At 74.3% G+C, this 16,240-nt stretch carries 13 protein-coding genes and 1 tRNA gene; 6 read left to right on the top strand and 8 right to left on the bottom strand.

Features of this window, described 5'->3' with window-relative positions; all coding sequences use genetic code 11:
• Positions 1-389: 389 nt before the first annotated feature.
• Both ACL02T_RS27980 and ACL02T_RS27985 read left to right on the top strand, forming a co-directional pair.
• A complete protein-coding gene (locus ACL02T_RS27980; protein WP_412833780.1) occupies positions 390-1,352 on the top strand; it encodes an ATP-binding cassette domain-containing protein in 963 nt (320 codons plus the stop codon).
• The gene (locus ACL02T_RS27985) at positions 1,349-2,179 is read left to right on the top strand and encodes an ABC transporter permease (protein WP_412833781.1); all 831 of its coding nucleotides are present in this window, start codon (positions 1,349-1,351) and stop codon (positions 2,177-2,179) included. The genes ACL02T_RS27980 and ACL02T_RS27985 overlap by 4 nt, the downstream gene beginning before the upstream one ends.
• Here the strand turns inward: ACL02T_RS27985 and ACL02T_RS27990 are convergent.
• Positions 2,161-5,226 carry an ATP-binding protein gene (locus tag ACL02T_RS27990; RefSeq protein WP_412833782.1) on the bottom strand — a complete coding sequence of 1,022 codons (3,066 nt, stop codon included), beginning with the start codon at positions 5,224-5,226 and terminating at the stop codon, positions 2,161-2,163. The two genes, ACL02T_RS27985 and ACL02T_RS27990, sit on opposite strands and share 19 nt — an antisense overlap.
• Before the next feature lie 57 nt (positions 5,227-5,283).
• Positions 5,284-6,639 carry a dipeptidase gene (locus tag ACL02T_RS27995; RefSeq protein ID WP_412833783.1) on the bottom strand — a complete coding sequence of 452 codons (1,356 nt, stop codon included), beginning with the start codon at positions 6,637-6,639 and terminating at the stop codon, positions 5,284-5,286.
• Positions 6,640-6,841: 202 nt separating this feature from the next.
• Between ACL02T_RS27995 and ACL02T_RS28000 the strand changes: the two genes are divergently transcribed.
• Positions 6,842-8,509: a fatty acyl-AMP ligase gene (locus ACL02T_RS28000; protein WP_412833784.1), complete on the top strand. Its 1,668-nt coding sequence runs from the start codon at positions 6,842-6,844 to the stop codon at positions 8,507-8,509.
• A 93-nt stretch (positions 8,510-8,602) separates the two neighbouring features.
• On the opposite strand, the gene pth is transcribed toward ACL02T_RS28000, so the two are convergent.
• The 4 genes from pth to glmU all read right to left on the bottom strand — a co-directional run bounded on the left by pth (position 8,603) and on the right by glmU (position 12,701).
• Positions 8,603-9,199, bottom strand: a complete 597-nt coding sequence (gene pth, locus ACL02T_RS28005; protein WP_412833785.1) for an aminoacyl-tRNA hydrolase — start codon at positions 9,197-9,199, stop codon at positions 8,603-8,605.
• A 4-nt stretch (positions 9,200-9,203) separates the two neighbouring features.
• A complete protein-coding gene (locus ACL02T_RS28010) occupies positions 9,204-9,884 on the bottom strand; it encodes a 50S ribosomal protein L25/general stress protein Ctc (RefSeq protein WP_412833786.1) in 681 nt (226 codons plus the stop codon).
• Between the two features lie 343 nt (positions 9,885-10,227).
• Complete coding sequence (locus tag ACL02T_RS28015) at positions 10,228-11,208, bottom strand: ribose-phosphate diphosphokinase (protein ID WP_503129107.1); 981 nt, start codon at positions 11,206-11,208, stop codon at positions 10,228-10,230.
• Positions 11,205-12,701: a bifunctional UDP-N-acetylglucosamine diphosphorylase/glucosamine-1-phosphate N-acetyltransferase GlmU gene (glmU, locus tag ACL02T_RS28020; RefSeq protein WP_412833787.1), complete on the bottom strand. Its 1,497-nt coding sequence runs from the start codon at positions 12,699-12,701 to the stop codon at positions 11,205-11,207. Before glmU ends, ACL02T_RS28015 begins: the two co-directional genes overlap by 4 nt.
• 146 nt (positions 12,702-12,847) lie before the next feature.
• Here glmU and ACL02T_RS28025 point away from each other — a divergent pair, with 146 nt between their 5' ends.
• Both ACL02T_RS28025 and ACL02T_RS28030 read left to right on the top strand, forming a co-directional pair.
• The gene (locus ACL02T_RS28025; RefSeq protein WP_412833788.1) at positions 12,848-13,327 is read left to right on the top strand and encodes a L,D-transpeptidase; all 480 of its coding nucleotides are present in this window, start codon (positions 12,848-12,850) and stop codon (positions 13,325-13,327) included.
• A 117-nt stretch (positions 13,328-13,444) separates the two neighbouring features.
• Positions 13,445-13,882, top strand: a complete 438-nt coding sequence (locus ACL02T_RS28030; protein WP_358210166.1) for an OsmC family peroxiredoxin — start codon at positions 13,445-13,447, stop codon at positions 13,880-13,882.
• A 251-nt stretch (positions 13,883-14,133) separates the two neighbouring features.
• Here the strand turns inward: ACL02T_RS28030 and ACL02T_RS28035 are convergent, their stop codons facing one another.
• Positions 14,134-14,637 (bottom strand): DUF4262 domain-containing protein, encoded by a 504-nt coding sequence (locus tag ACL02T_RS28035; protein WP_412833789.1) that lies wholly within the window; start codon positions 14,635-14,637, stop codon positions 14,134-14,136.
• A gap of 79 nt (positions 14,638-14,716) precedes the next feature.
• A tRNA-Gln gene (locus ACL02T_RS28040) sits at positions 14,717-14,787 on the bottom strand.
• Between the two features lie 148 nt (positions 14,788-14,935).
• On the opposite strand from ACL02T_RS28040, the gene ACL02T_RS28045 reads away from it, so the two are divergent.
• The gene (locus ACL02T_RS28045; RefSeq protein ID WP_412833790.1) at positions 14,936-16,165 is read left to right on the top strand and encodes a methyltransferase domain-containing protein; all 1,230 of its coding nucleotides are present in this window, start codon (positions 14,936-14,938) and stop codon (positions 16,163-16,165) included.
• Positions 16,166-16,240: the final 75 nt, after the last annotated feature.

The following is a 16,240-nucleotide window of genomic DNA, read 5'->3' on the forward strand; positions in this document are numbered from 1 at the left end:
CGCGCGTTTCGCGGACTCTCTCACGCGTTATGGAACCATGATGCGGGGCATGAGTCGCGGAGTGCCGCCAGCTCCTCGGCATGCAGCCGCTCCGCCTCGTTCCCTCGGCGAGGCTGCAGCCCGGGAGCGGAGACGGGCGGTACCCGTCTGTCGAACGATCGTTAAGCGGGACCGTAGCCCTGGTCACAGCGACGGTCAGCTGCCCGGACCCGCGGTCTCGTCGGCAAACCGGACGTCCCCGCACGAACCGGTCGCACACGGCCCGAGACCCGCCGATCGGCGCAGCGGCCGGGACGGCTGCTCCGCTGGCACCCACTCCACGCCCGTCTGACACGGCGCGGCGGTCTGCTGTCAGCCGGATGGCAGCGCCGCCGCCGACAGTGGTCGCCATGAACGAACCGGCCATCCGCGTCGAGGGTCTCGTGAAGACCTTCGGCGCCACCACCGCCCTCGCCGGCGTCGACCTGGAGGTCCGGCGCGGCAGCGTGCTGGGCCTGCTCGGGCCGAACGGCTCCGGCAAGACCACCACCGTCCGCGTCCTGTCCACCCTGCTGCGTCCGGACGGCGGCCGGGCCACCGTGCTGGGTCGCGACGTCGTGGCCGAGGCCCCGGCCGTCCGGCTGCGGATCGGCCTGACCGGCCAGTACGCCGCGGTCGACGACGCCCTGTCCGGCGTCGAGAACCTGCGGCTGATCGGGCGCCTGCTGGACCTGTCGCGGCGCGACGCCCGCCGCCGCACGGACGAGCTGATCGAGCGGTTCGGGCTGGCCGAGGCCGCCGGCCGCCGGGTCAAGACCTACTCCGGCGGCATGCGCCGGCGGCTCGACCTCGCGGCCAGCCTCGTCGGCCGGCCCGACGTGCTGTTCCTCGACGAGCCGACCACGGGCCTGGACCCGCGGCACCGCAACGAGGTGTGGGAGCACGTCCGCGCCCTGGCCGGCGAGGGGACGACCGTCCTGCTCACCACCCAGTACCTGGAGGAGGCCGACCAGCTCGCCGAGGACCTCGTGGTCCTCGACCGCGGGCAGGTCATCGCGAGCGGCACCCCGGCGTCGCTCAAGGCCGAGGTCGGCGGGCAGCTGCTGCACGTGCGGCCGCTGCACCGCGCCGACGTCGGAGCCGTCGCCACGCTGCTCGGCGAGCTGATCGCGGAGACGCCCGCGATCGACCCGACCGGCGAGCTGACCCTGTCCGGCGATCCCGCCCTGCTGCACCGGCTCGGCGCCCGGCTCGAGCAGACCGGCGTCCCCGTCGCGGAGCTGGGGCTGCGGCTGCCCAGCCTCGACGACGTCTTCCTGACCCTCACCGGCCGCCCCGCCGAGGCCGGCCCCGCGACCGAGGGGGCCGCATGACCACGACCACCACCGCTCCCGTCCCCACGACCGTCCCGGAACCGGCGCCACGCACCGGGGCCCGGCACGGGCCGTCGACGCTGCGACACGGCGCCACGCTGGCCTGGCGCGGGCTGGTCAAGACGGTGCACTCGCCCGAGGCGCTGATCGACGTCACCCTGCAGCCGGTCATCTTCCTGCTGCTGTTCGTCTACGTCTTCGGCGGTGCGATCGCCGGCGACACCTCGGCCTACCTGCAGTTCGCGCTGCCCGGGGTGCTGGTGCAGACGGTCGTCTTCGCCTCGGCCGGCACCGGTACGGGCCTGGCCGACGACCTGCACACCGGGATCTTCGACCGGTTCCGGAGCCTGCCGATCTCCCGGGCCGCCCCGCTGCTCGGCGCGATCGGCGCGGACCTGGCGCGCTACGCGACCTCGGGCGTGATCATGTTGGTGTTCGGCGCGATCCTCGGCTTCCGCACCTCGGCGGGCCCGCTGGCGATCGTGGCGGCGCTGCTGCTGGTCATGGCCTTCGCCTTCGCCCTGTGCTGGGTGTTCACCGCGCTGGCGATGCTGGTCAAGGACCCGCGGTCGGTGCAGGGGCTCGGCGCGCTGATCTCGCTGCCGCTGACCTTCGGCAGCAACGTGTTCGTGCCGGCGTCGACCATGCCCGGCTGGCTGCAGGGCTGGGTCGGCGTGAACCCGGTGTCGAAGACCGCGGACGCCGTGCGTGGCCTGCTGCTGGGCGGACCGGTCGCGGGCCCGGCGGGCACGGCGCTGCTCTGGGCGGCGGGCATCACGCTGGTGTTCGCGCCGATCGCGGTGACGCTCTACCGCAAGCGGACCTGATCCCGGAGGACGTCGAGCCCGTCCTGCGGCGGGAGGTCCACGACCTCCCGCCGCAGCGCCCCCGGGCCGAGCGCGTCCAGCAGCGCGACGACGGCGGGATCACCCAGGTCGAGGACGCCACGGCGGGCCTCGGCGACGCCCAGTGCGCGGGCGGCCCCCTCTCGGTCGCGGCGGGCCATGGCCAGCTGCGCGACGGTCTCGGCGACCATCCCGACCACGGGTCCGTCCCGGCTCTCGTCGCCGGCCTCGACCGCGTCGGCGAGGTGCTCCGCCGTGCGCGCGAGGTCGCCCGCGGCCAGCTCGACCAGGGCGCGCTGCACGCTCAGGTGCGCGCGCCGCTGCGGGACGGCGATCCCGCCGCCCGTCGTCGGGTCGATGTCCGCGAGCCGGGCGCGCGCCGCGACCAGGTCGCCCTCCAGGCGGTCCAGCTCCGCGAGCGAGACGCGCACCATCTCCGGCGACGCGTACTCGGCGCCGTCGAGCATCTCGAGCGCCTCGGTGTAGAGCTTGCGGGCCAGCGCATGATCACCCACCCGGGCCGCGAGGCCGCCGCGGCGGACGAGGTACTGGGGCAGGTCGTCGTCGTTGGCCAGCTCGGTGGCCAGCGCGATGGCCTCCTCGAAGGCGGACGCGGCGGCCTCGGCGTTGCCCGCCCACGCCTCCAGCTCGCCGAGCGTGGTGAGCGTCATGCCGAGCCCGAAGCGGTCGCCGACCTGCGTGAACAGGGTGTGCGCCGCGCGCACCAGCTCGCGCTCGAGGTCGATCAGGCCGGCGTTCTCGGACAGCGTCGCGCGGATCTCCAGCGCGAACGCCCGCACCCACGGGTCCGGGTGCGTGGTGCTGATCGACGTCAGCGGTGCCTGGTCCTGGATCGCGAACGCCTCGCCCAGCGGCACCAGCAGGTCGAGCGCGGGGTGGCGGGGCTGCGGGACCGACTCGGCCTGCACGGTCGCCCGCGCGACGTGCCGCTGCGCCTCCGCCATCTCCCCGCGGCCGAGCGCCTCGATGGCCCGGAACGCCGTGAACCGGGCGAGCACGTCGAGCGGCGCGTCGCCCGTGGGCATCTCGCCGACGGCGCGCACCCAGCCCATCGACTCCCCGGTGGCGCCGCGGATCAGCCAGCCCCAGAACATGCCGGCGACCAGCCGGTACGCGGTCGGGACGTCCTGCTCGGCCACCGCCCGTCGCAGCGCCCCGGTGATGTTGCCGGCCTCGGCGCGCAGGACCCCGAGCCACCGAAGCTGGTCGCGGCCGCGCAGCTCGGGCTCGGCCCGCTCCACCAGGGCGACGGTCCAGGCCGCGTGCCGCGCGGCCGTCGCCGGTTCCTCGCCGGAGGCGGCCAGCCGCTCCCGGGCGTACTCGCGGATGGTCTCCAGCATCCGGTAGCGGGTCGGCGCCCCGGCCTGCGGGACCGCGACGACCAGCGACTTGTCGACGAGCGCGGCGAGCGTGGTGAAGGGGTCGTCCAGCCCGTCGCCGCAGACCTGGTCCGCGGCGTCGGCCGTGGCGCCGCCGGCGAACACGGCGAGCCGGCGGGCGAGGGTGCGTTCGGCCTCGTCGAGCAGGTCCCAGCTCCAGTCGACGACCGCCCGCAGGGTCTGGTGGCGGGGCAGCACGGTCCGGGCGCCGGTGGTGAGCAGCCGGAACCGGTCGTCGAGCCGGGTGAGGATCTCCTCGGGGCTGAGCGCCCGCAGCCGGGCCGCGGCGAGCTCGATCGGGAGCGGCTGGCCGTCCAGCCTGCGGCAGATCTCCGTGATCGCGGGGGCGTGCGCCTCGGCGTCGAACCCGGGGGCGACGGCCTCGGCGCGGTCGGCGAACAGCCGGACGGCTGCGCGGTCGTCGAGCGCCTCGACGGGGTGCAGCCGTTCCCCGGGCACCGCCAGCGGCTCGCGGCTGGTGGCGAGGATCCGCACCGCCGGGCAGCGGCCGAGCAGCGTGCCGGCCAGGACGGCGCAGGCACCGATCAGGTGCTCGCAGTTGTCCAGGATCACGACGAGCTCGCGGCGGCCGACCGCGGCCACCAGCCGCTCGACGGAGTCGGGGTGCTCCTCCTGACGGATCAGCAGCTCCGGGCTGCCGACCGCCGCGAGCACGGTCTCCGCGAGCTGGTCGGGACCCGTGAGCGGGGCGAGCTCGGCGACCGGGCCCTCGGGGCAGGCCTCCCGCGCGAGCCGGGTCTTGCCCGCGCCGCCGGGCCCCACCAGCGTGACGAGGCGCCCGGTCCCGAGGAGCTCGCGCAGCCGTCCGACGTCCGCCTCCCGGCCGACGAAGCTGGTCAGCGGCGGGGGCGGGGCGAGCCGCGACGGGCGCGGGACGGGTGCGGACGGCGCGGGCACCCCGCGCAGCACGTCGAGCCGGGCGCCCGCCAGCTCCGGCCCGGGATCCACGCCGAGCTCCTCGACCAACCGGTCGCGGGTGCGGTCGAGCACGGCGAGCGCGTCGGCCTGGCGGCCGGTGGCGTGCAGCGCCCGGGACAGCGCGGCGGCGGCGCTCTCCCGCAGCGGCTGGTCGGCGAGCAGCGCGGTCAGCGGCTCCACGCTGCCGGCGGCGCGCCCGAGCAACAGGTCCAGCCCGGCCGCGCGTTCGACGGCGGCGGCCCGCGCGCCGTCGAGCCGGTCGGCGGCGGGGCCGGCGAAGGGCAGCCGGCGGACGTCGGCCAGGGCCGGGCCGCGCCAGAGCGCGAGCGCCTGCCCGACCAGCTCGCGGGTGGTCTCCGGGTCGGCCTCCTGCTCGGCCTCGGCGATCCGCTGGGCGGCCCGGATGCAGTCGACGTCCCCGGCCGGCAGGTCGAGCCGGTACCCGCCGGGCACCGTCACGACCAGCTCGGGGCCGAGGGCGCGGCGCAGCCGGGAGACCAGCGCCTGCAGGGCGTTCGCCGAGGCCGGCTCGCTGCCCCACAGGTCGTCGACCAGCGTCTCGGCGGTGACGGTGCGGCCGGGGGCGAGCGCGAGCCGGGCGAGCAGCCCGCGCAGGCGGAGCCCGGCGGGTGCGACGTCCGTGCCGGACGCGGTCCACGCCGCCACCGGGCCCAGCACGCCGATCCGCATCGGCCCAGTCTGCCGGGAGCGCGGACCTGGCGCTAGCGATATATCGGAAGCTGTCGGTCAGCGACGGAGCTCGTCGAGCAGGAAGGCCTCGGCCCGCGCCCCGGTGGCGAACATCGACAGGGACAGCGACTCGTCGATCCCGTGCCAGCGCGACGCCGGGTCGCCCACACCGGTGACCAGCACGGCCGCGCCCGGGAAGGTGCGCGCGAACTCGGCGATGAAGGGGATCGAGCCGCCGATCCCCATCTCGACGGTCGCGGCGCCGTAGGCCTCGGAGAAGGCGCGCTTGGCCGCGTCGTACGCCCCGCCGTTCGCGTCGAGCGAGAAGGGCTCGGCCACGCCGGACCCGGGCTCGACCGTGACCTGCGCGCCCCATGGCACGTGCGCCCGCAGGTGCTCGGCGAGCTTCTCCCGCGCGGCCAGGGCGTCCTCACCGGGGGCGAGCCGCATGCTGACCATCGCGCGGGCGCGCGGGAGCAGCACGTTCGAGGCCTGCGCGACGGAGGGCGCGTCGATCCCGAGGATCGCGATCGCCGGCTTGTGGTAGATCCGCTCGGCCAGCGTGCCGGTGCCGAGCAGCTCGGCGCCCTCCACCAGACCCGCCTCGACACGCCACTCCGCCTCGGGAATATCGAGGGCGGCGGCGTCCGTGCCCGTGTTCGAGTGCAGGCCGGGGACGGCGACCTCGCCCTTCTCGTCGTGCAGGCTCGCGAGGGCGTGGGTCAGCGCGGTGAGGGCGTCGCCGACCGGCCCGCCGAAGACCCCGGAGTGCAGCGGCCGCTCCAGCAGCGACACGTCGACCACGACGTCGACCAGGCCCCGCAGGCTCGTGGTCAGCGCCGGGACGTCGACGGCCGGGTTGGCGGCGTCGGCGATCACGATGACGTCCGCGGCGAGCAGCTCGTGGTGCTCGCGCAGCAGCGCCGGCAGGGTGGGGGAGCCGGACTCCTCCTCGCCCTCGATGAACAGGGTGACGCCGACGGGCGGTTTCCCCTCGTACGCGCGCAGCACGGCGAGGTGGGTCATCACGCCGGCCTTGTCGTCGGCGGCGCCGCGGCCGTACAGCCGGCCGTCCCGCTCGGTGGGCTCGAAGGGCGGGCTGGTCCAGTGCTCGTCGCCGCCCGTCGGCTGGACGTCGTGGTGGGCGTAGAGCAGCACGGTCGGCTGCCCCGCGGGCGCCGGCCACTGCGCGACGACGGCGGGCGCGCCCCCGTCGGCGCGCAGGATCTGCAGGTTCGCGGGGTTCAGGGCGCCCGCGAGCTCCGCGACGGCCGCGGCGCTCGCCTCGGTGTCGGCGGCGTGCGCGGGATCGGCCCAGATGCTGGGAATGCGCACCAGCCGCTCGAGGTCGGCGCGGGCACCCGGGATGACGGCCTCGACGGCGGCGGCGATCGAGTCACGGGAGGAAGCCACGGGCCGACCCTACGCCCGCCTGCCTCGCCGCGTGATGGATCCATACTGCGCTCGGGTGGGCCGGTGGGTTGCGTTGTGGATCCATACCGCGCTGGGGTGGGCCGCGGGGCTGCGTTGTGGATCCATACCGCGCTCGGGTGGGCCGGTGGGCGCCGTGTCGATCCGTGCTGCGATCCCCGGTGCGGGCCTTAGGCTGCGGGACATGTCCCGGTTCCTCGCGACGATGCTGGAGTCCGCCGCCGACACCTCCCGCGGCATGACGACCGGTGAGCCCGCCGCCCCCGTCCGTCGATCGTGGAGTGAGGTGCACGAGGCCGCGCGCGGGATCATCGACGCCCTGCGGAGGCCCGAGAGGGACACCCCCGGCCTGACGCGGGGCGGCGCCGTCGGCGTGCTGGCCGGCGAGCCGGCCGCGATCGCCCCGCTCGCGCAGGCCGTGTGGCTCACGGGCGGCAGCGTCACGATGCTGCACCAGCCGACCGCACGCACCGACCTGGCGCACTGGGCCGAGGACACCGTCGCCGTGCTGCGGATGATCGACGCGAGCATGGTCGTGCTCGGCGCGCCCTTCGACGGCCTCGCCCCGGTCCTCGCCGAGCGCGGGATCCCCTTCCGGCTGCTCGAGTCGCTGAGGGGTGACCCCGCCGCCGTCACGCCCGACGCCGAGGTCGCCGGCGAGGACGACACCGCGCTGCTGCAGCTGACCAGCGGATCCACCGCGGAGCCGAAGGCCGTGCGGATCACCCACCGCAACCTGCACGCGAACATCAACGCCATGCGCGAGGCCGCGCGGCTCGACGTCGAGCGCGACGTGATGGTCTCCTGGCTGCCGCTCTTCCACGACATGGGCATGGTCGGGTTCCTGACCATCCCGATGGTCACCGCGCTCGAGCTCGTCACCGTCACACCGGTCGACTTCCTGTCCCGGCCGCTGCTGTGGGCCGAGCTGATCTCGAAGTACCGCGGCACCGTCACCGCCGCGCCGAACTTCGCCTACGCCGTCCTCGCCCGGCAGCTCGCCCGAGCCGACCAGGAGCTCGACCTGTCGTCGTTGCGCATCGCGCTCAACGGCGCCGAGCCCGTCGATCCGGCGGCCGTCGGGGCGTTCGTCGACGCGGGGGCGCGATTCGGGCTGCGCCCGGAATCGGTGCTGTGTGCCTACGGGATGGCCGAGACCGCGCTCGGGGTGGCGTTCGCGCCCGTCGAGACCGGGTTGGCCGTCGACGAGATCGACGCCGACGCGCTCGAGTCCGGGCGCCGGGCCGAGCCGGCCGGCGAGGCTCCGACCCGGACCTTCCCGCTGCTCGGACCGCCCCTGCCGGGGATCGAGGCGCGCGTGGTGGGGGAGCGCGGCGAGGTGCTCGGCACGCGCGGGGTCGGGGTGATCCAGCTGCGCGGCGAGTCGGTGACCCCGGGCTACCTGACAATGAACGGGCCCGTCGCCACCCAGGACGCGCAGGGCTGGTTCGACACCGGCGACGAGGGCTATCTCGTCGAGGACGGCCAGGTCGTCGTCTGCGGGCGGCGCAAGGACGTGATCATCATGGCCGGGCGCAACATCTACCCGACCGACATCGAGCGCGCCGCCGCGGAGGCCGACGGGGTGCGCGCGGGCAACGCCGTGGCCGTGCGGCTCTTCGCCGGGGAGGGGCAGCGGCGCGAGTCGTTCGCCGTGGCCGTCGAGGCCCGCAAGGCCGACGACGAGTCCGAAGCCGCGGTGATCCGCAAGGACGTCACCGCGCGGGTGGTGTCCGCCGTCGGCGTGCGACCGGCGCGGGTGGAGGTGCTGCCCCCCGGCACCCTGCCCAAGACGCCCTCGGGCAAGCTGCGCCGCGCGGCGACCGCCGACCTGCTCCAGACCCGCACCTGACCCGGTAGCGCCGCGCGTTCCCCGGCTCCGAATGCACGAACGGCACTTTTGTGCGGTAGGTCCGCACAAGAGTGCCGTTCGTGCAGGGCGGGGTCAGCCGGAGAGGGCGTGGAAGCGGTTCTGGGCCGGTTCGAGTCCCTGCTCGAGCAGGGCCTCGGCCGCGTCGGCGGCGAGGTCGACCGCGAAGTCCAGCTCCTTGCGCTCGGTGGCGGAGAACCGCTTGAGCACATAGTCCGCCGGGTCCTGACGGCCCGGTGGCCGCCCGATGCCGAACCGGACCCGCAGGTAGTCCTTCGTGCCCAGCGAGCGGCTGATCGAGCGCAGCCCGTTGTGCCCGCCCTCGCCGCCGCCCCGCTTCAGCCGGATCACCCCGAACCCGAGGTCCAGGTCGTCGTGCACCACGACGAGCTCCTCCGGCGGCACGGAGAAGTACCGGACCAGCCCGGTGACGGGCCCGCCGGACTCGTTCATGTACGTCCGCGGCTTGGCCAGCACGACCTTGCGGCCCGCGAGCCGGCCCTCGGCGACCTCGGCGTTCGACCGCTTGTGCAGCGAGAACCGGGCGCCGGCCCGCTCGGCCAGCAGCTCGACGACGCCGAAGCCGACGTTGTGCCGGGTGTCGGCGTAGCCGGGCCCGGGGTTCCCGAGCCCGACCACCAGAGCCGTGCCGGTGGACGGTGCCGGCGCCATCGCCTCAGCTCTCGGCGGAGCCGGACTCGCCGTCGCCGGACTCGGCCTCGACCGGGGCCTCGGGCTCGGCGGCCGGGGTCTCCGGGGCGACCTCGACGACACCGGCGCCCTCGAGGTCCTCGGTGGCCTCGAGGTCCTCGGCGGTCGGCGCGGCGACCACGTTGACGACCAGGGCCTCCGCGTCGGTGCGCAGCTCCGAACCCCGCGGCAGGGTGAGCGAGCCGGCGGTGAAGTGGGTGCCGACCTCGACGCCCTCGACCGAGATCTCGACGTTCTCGGGGATGTTCAGGGCGTCGGCCTCGACCTCGACGGTGTTCAGGTCCTGGGTGACCAGGGTCCCCGGCGCGGCCTCGCCGGTCACGATGACCGGGATCTCGACGACGACCTTCTCGCCCCGCTTCACGACCAGCAGGTCGACGTGCTCGATGTACGGGCGGATCGGGTGGAAGGTGACGGTCTTGGTCAGCGCCAGCTGGCTGGTGCCGGAGATGTCCAGCTCGAGCACGGCGTTACGACCCTGCTCGCGGACGACGGCGGCGAACTCGAGCGACGGCAGCGTCAGGTGCTGCGGGTCGGTGCCGTGCCCGTACAGGACGGCGGGGATCTTGCCCGCCTTGCGGGTGCGCCGCGCGGCGCCCTTGCCGAACTCGGTCCGGGTCTCGGCGGCGATCTTGGACTGGGCCACGGTGGGTCTCTCCTCGTACAGCTGATTTCGCGTGAGCGCGCGGCGAGGAGGCGGCGGGAATGCCAACCCACGTCGATGACGGCGGGCTCGTCGAACACCCGCCCTCGCCGCGGAACCGTCGATCAGGATACGCCCGGCCCGTGAGCGGCCCGTCGGAGGGTCCGTCGGCCCGATCCTGCGCGCGCCGTCGGCCGCGTCGGCGAGCCGCGGGAGGGCGGTCGAGCCGGGTCCGAGCTGGGGAAACGATACGGATGTCCGGCTGGTCCCGGTAACGCCGAAGGGGCGGGAGGCGCGAGCCCCCCGCCCCTGCGTACGTGTGGATCAGGCGTTGCGCACCTGTGGATCAGGCGTTGCCGTCGAACAGGCTGGTGACCGAACCGTCGTCGAACACCTGGTGGATCGCCTCGGCGAGCAGCGGGGCGATCGACAGGACGGTCATGCTCGGGAACCGCTTCTCGTCCGGGATCGGCAGCGTGTCGGTGAAGATCACCTCGCGGGCACCGCAGCTCGACAGCCGCTCCACGGCCGGGCCGGAGAGCACACCGTGGGTGGCGGCGATGACGACGTCCTTCGCCCCTTCCTTGAGCAGCACCTCGACCGTCTTCGCGACGGTGCCACCCGTGTCGATCATGTCGTCGATGACCACGCAGGTGCGGCCCTCGATCTCACCGACGACGCGGTTCGCCTTGGCCTCGTTGGGCTTGCGCGGGTCGCGGGTCTTGTGGATGAAGGCCAGGGGTGTGCCCCCCAGTGTCTCCGCCCAGCGCTCCGCCAGCCGCACGCGCCCCGAGTCGGGGGAGACGACGGCGAGGTCCTCGTCCGCATAGTGCTGCTTGATGTGCTCGGCGAGCACCGGCAGCGCGAACAGGTGGTCCACCGGGCCGTCGAAGAAGCCCTGGATCTGCGCGGTGTGCAGGTCGACCGTCATGATGCGGTCCGCACCCGCGGTCTTGAACATGTCCGCCACCAGCCGCGCCGAGATGGGCTCGCGGCCGCGGTGCTTCTTGTCCTGGCGTGCGTACCCCCAGAACGGCATGACCACGGTGATCCGCTTGGCCGAGGCGCGTTTGAGCGCGTCGACCATGATCAGCTGCTCCATGATGGCGTCGTTGATGGGGGCGCTGTGCGCCTGCAGCACGAACGCGTCGCTGCCGCGCACCGACTCCTCGAACCGGACGAAGATCTCGCCGTTCGCGAAGGAGTACGCCGACTGCGGCGTGACGGTGACGTCGAGCTCCTTGGCGACCTGCTCGGCCAGCTCCGGGTGCGCCCTCCCGGAGAAGAACATGAGGTTCTTCTTGGGCTGACCCGACATCGCACTCACTGCGCTGTGCCTCCTCGGCCGCTCTCGGCCGCATCCCGGGCGGCCGTGTCGCTGGCCCGCTCGGCGGCCTCGGCCGCCGGCGTGCCGGGTCGCTTCCGTACGACCCATCCGTCGATGGTGCGCTGTGGTCCGGACGACACCGCCAGCGCCCCCGGTGGAACGTCCTCGCGCACGACCGTGCCGGCGCCGGTGTACGCGCCGTCGCCGATCGTCACCGGGGCGATGAACATCGTGTCCGACCCCGTCCGGACGTGTGATCCGATCGTGGTGCGGTGCTTGCTCACGCCGTCGTAGTTGACGAAGACCGAGGAGGCGCCGATGTTGCTCTGCTCGCCGATCGTGGCGTCGCCCACGTAGGTGAGGTGCGGCACCTTGGAGCCGCGGCCGATCTCGGCGTTCTTCACCTCGACGAAGGTGCCGATCTTGCCCTCGGCCCCCAGGCGGGTGCCCGGGCGCAGGTAGGCGAAGGGACCCACCGAGGCGCCGGCGCCGATCCACGACGACGAACCGTGCGTGCGGACCACCGAGGCGCCCTCGCCGACCTCGACGTCCGTGAGGGTGGTGTCCGGGCCGACCACCGCGGCGTCGCCCACGGTGGTGTGCCCGCGCAGCTGCGTACCCGGCTCGACGACGACGTCCCGCCCCAGCCGGACCTGGACGTCCGCCCAGGTGGTCGAGGGGTCGACGACGGTGACGCCGGCGAGCATCCACCGCTCCAGGAGGCGCCGGTTGAGCTCGGCGCGGACCGCGGCGAGCTGCACGCGGTCGTTGACGCCGGCGACCAGCCAGGGATCGTCCACCCGTACCGACTCGACGCGCAGCCCCTCGGCGACCGCGAGTGCGACCAGGTCGGTGAGGTAGAGCTCGCCCTGGGCGTTCGCGGTGTCGAGCCGGCCGAGCCCGGCGGTGAGGAAGGCGGCATCGAAGGCGTAGACGCCGGAGTTGACCTCCGAGAGCGCCCGTTGCTCCTCCGTCGCGTCCTTCTGCTCGACGATCCGCAGCACCGATCCCGTCGGGTCGCGGACGATCCGGCCGTACCCGGTGGGCTCGTCGAGCTCGGTGGTCAGCAGCGTGACCGCGGCGCCCGCGCTCTCGTGGGTGCGCAGGACCTGGGTGAACGTGGTGGCGTCGAGCAGCGGCACGTCGCCGTAGGTGACGAGCACCGTGCCGGTGAGCCCGGCGGGCAGGGCGGCGAGACCGCAGCGGACGGCGTCGCCCGTGCCGTTCTGCTGCTCCTGGACGGCGGGCAGGACCCGGCGCGCCACCTCGTCGCCGATCCGGTCGAGTGCGGCGCTCACCTGCTCGCGGGCGTGTCCGACGACCACGGCGAGGTGCTCGGGCTCCAGCTCCGCCACGGCGTGCACGGCGTGCCCGAGCAGGCTCCGGCCGCCGATCTCGTGCAGCACCTTGGAGGTCGCGGACCGCATCCGGGTCCCTTCACCCGCGGCCAGCACCACGGCGGCGGCGGGGCGGGCGGAAGGGCGGTCGGGCATGGGCGCTCCTCGAGATGGTCGGTCCCCGATGCGGGGCGAATCCTACGCGGGCCTGTCGGGCCGGTCGTTCGCCTCGTTACCTCCCCCCGTCCCGGTCGTTGTGCTGCTGGTCGGGTCGAACGGGATGAAAGGCGCCGAGCGGACACATGGGAAGGCACAGCAGGGCTCGTTCGCCGCGGGTACGCGGCGCCGTCGCGGCCGGACTGGTCGGGGTGGGGACGCTCGCCGCCGGTCAGGGGCAGGCCCTCGCGGGACCGGGTCCCGCTGCCGTGGAGGGGACGCCGTGCACGGCCGAGGCGCGCGCGTGCGTGGACCTGGCCGGGAAGAAGGCCTGGTTGATCGAGGACGGGCGGGTGGTGCGCGGAGCCGTGGCGATGAGCCCGGGCGGCCCCGGCCACGAGACGCCGCGGGGCGACTTCGAGGTCGAGTGGAAGAACGACACGCACCGCAGCAAGGAGTTCAACGACGCCCCGATGCCGTTCGCGGTGTTCTTCGCCGAGGGCGGGATCGCCTTCCACGAGGGCAACCTGCAGACGCCCTCGGCGGGCTGCGTGCGCCTGGCCCACGAGGACGCCCGCGCGTTCTACGACTTCCTGCGGGTCGGCGACGCCGTCCAGGTGCGCTGAGCCCCCGTTCGTCGTGGCGGGGCGACCGGTCGTCGCGCCCGACCTCCAGATCGGTGTCGTCGGCGCCGACACCGGGTCCCCCTGTGGGAGGAATGCCGCTGTCGACGGGAGGTTCGGATGCCCACTCGCACCGCACGGACGGCCTGGAACGGGACCCTGGAACAGGGGTCCGGCCAGGTCGAGCTGACCAGCAGCAAGGTCGGCACCTACGACGTCAGCTTCCCCAAGCGTGCGGCCGACGAGGCCGGCGGCACCACCAGCCCGGAGGAGCTCATCGCGGCGGCACACTCGGCCTGCTACGCGATGCAGCTCTCCGCGCTGATCGGGCAGGAGGGGGCGACGCCGGAGTCGCTGGACGTGAAGGCGGACGTCTCGCTCGGGCCCGACCAGGGCGGGGGGTTCCGGATCACGGGCATCGCCCTGACCGTGCGGGGCGAGGTTCCCGGCATGGACGCCGCCGCGTTCGAGAAGGCGGCCCAGGCCGCCAAGGACGGCTGCCCGGTCAGCAAGGCGCTCACGGGCACCACGATCACACTCGACGCCGCGCTGGACTGAGCGCGCCCGCCGAGGGGGACGGACGAGGCATGCGCACGACCACGAGCCCGAAGTGCACGGGGAACGGACGGCCCGGGCCGCCGCCCTCGCCGAAGCCCACCGGCGGCCGCTGAGCGCCGTCCGGCGTTCCACGAGGCCGCGACCGACGCGAGGGGCGGCCCGCCGTGATCCGGCGGGCCGTCCCCCCGCGGCATGGGACCGACCCCGTCGACGGAGAGGCCGGTTCTGACGTTGTCCGGGGGCCGGTCCGTTCACCGGTTCCGCCGGCGTGCCTCGGGGGCTCCGGGCGCCCGCGGACCCAGCACGGGTTGGCCGCCGCGTGCCCCGCGCGCGGCCCGGAAGCCCGGATCCCAGGGCCAGTGCCCCCGCTCGTCGGCCCAGACCATCTGCAGGGCACGGATCTCGGGCCCGAGCAACGTGACGGCCACGTTCAGGTGCGCATCGGGATGGGGCAGCGCGACGAACTCGACGACCGGGCCCTCGTGCAGCGGGACGCGTTCCCCGGGTTCGGGCGGTGTCTCCGAGTGCAGCAGGTGCGCCGCGACCCCGTCCAGCAGCTCCGCGGCGTGCCGGGCCGGCAGCCCGGTCACGACCAGCTCCGGGCGTCCGCGCAGGTGCAGGCCGACGGTGTACGCCCACGGCGGGTGCACCCGGTCGCCCTCCACGGCCTGCACCGCCCAGCCGTACCGACCGATGGTGCAGAGCACCTGCTCCAGGGCCTGCTCCTGCGTCGCTCCCGCACACCTCACGCACATCCCGACCTCCCGATTCGAACGGATGGTCGAATGATGGCGCAGCCCACCGACAGAATTCGCCCGCGACGCGGGTCCGCTGCTCCGCCGCCAGGATTCGAACCTGGACCATCGGAACCAAAATCCGAGGTGCTGCCGTTACACCACGGCGGACAGGCCTCCATCCTGTCACGGCGGTGCGTCCGGTCGTGCCGGGTGGGCCGGTCGCGCGGTCGGCCGGCACCCGTCCGGTAACGGCGGCGGCGGACCGGGCGAACCCGGTCGTGTCGTGCAGGCCATCGCCCGGGGGGCAGGACGAACCGTGACCGATCTCCGTTGCCGGCTGTGCGGGTCGACGAGCCTGCGCAGCTTCGTCGACCTCGGGGCGACGCCCCCGTGCGAGCTCTTCCTGACCGCCGACGCGCTCGAGCTGCCCGAGCCGACGTACCCGCTGCACGTGCGGGTCTGCGAGGAGTGCCTGCTCGCCCAGCTCCCCCCGCTGATCACACCGGAGGAGACCTTCACCGAGTACGCCTACTACTCCTCCTACTCGACCTCGTGGGTCGAGCACGCCCGGCGGTACGTCGACGCGTCGGCCGAGCGGCTCGGGCTCGGCGCGGACTCGTTCGTGGTGGAGGTGGCCAGCAACGACGGCTACCTGCTGCACCACGTCGTCGAGCGGGGCGTCCGCTGCCTGGGGATCGAGCCCTCGCGCAACGTGGGTGAGGCTGCGCGCGAGCGGGGCGTGCCGACGTTGACCGCGTTCCTGACCCCGGAGACCGGGGCCCGGGTACGTGCGGAGCACGGGCCTGCCGATCTCGTCGCGCTCAACAACGTCTACGCGCACATCCCGGACGTCGTCGGGTTCACCGAGGGCCTGCGCGCCCTCGTCGCGGACGACGGGTGGGTGTCCGTCGAGGTCCAGCACCTGCTCACGCTCGTCGAGCGGACCCAGTTCGACACCGTCTACCACGAGCACTTCCAGTACTACACGCTGTTCACGGCCCAGCGCGCGCTCGCCACGGCCGGACTGGCGGTCGTCGACGTCGAACTCCTGGACACCCACGGCGGGTCCATCCGGGTCTGGGCCCGCCCCGCCGCGGTCTTCGGCGAGCCGTCGGAACGGGTCCGGGAGGTGCTGGCCGCGGAGGAGAAGGCGGGACTGCACACGGCCGACGGGCACGACGGGTTCGCCGAGGCGGTCTCGCGGGTCCGCGACGACCTGGTCGCGTTCCTGATCGAGGCCCGACGCGCCGGGCGGACGGTCGTGGGCTACGGGGCCCCCGGCAAGGGCAACACCCTGCTCAACTACTGCGGGATCCGGCCGGACCTGCTCGCCTACACCGTCGACCGCAACCCGTACAAGCACGGGAGGTTCACCCCGGGTACCCGGATCCCGATCCTGCCGCCCGAGCGCATCGAGGCCGACCGCCCGGACTACGTGCTGGTCCTGCCCTGGAACCTGCGCGACGAGCTCGTCGAACAACTCGCCTTCGCGCGGGAGTGGGGCGGCCGGCTGGTCTTCCCGATCCCGTCGCTCGAGGTCGTGTGAGCGTCCGGCAGTGATCGTTCGGCCCTGTCGGTGCGGGCCCCGACGGGGGATGCTGGTGTGCGCCACCGACCGCCC

The sequence above is a fragment of the Pseudonocardia oceanicola genome (assembly GCF_047200735.1).
Lineage (GTDB): Bacteria > Actinomycetota > Actinomycetes > Mycobacteriales > Pseudonocardiaceae > Pseudonocardia.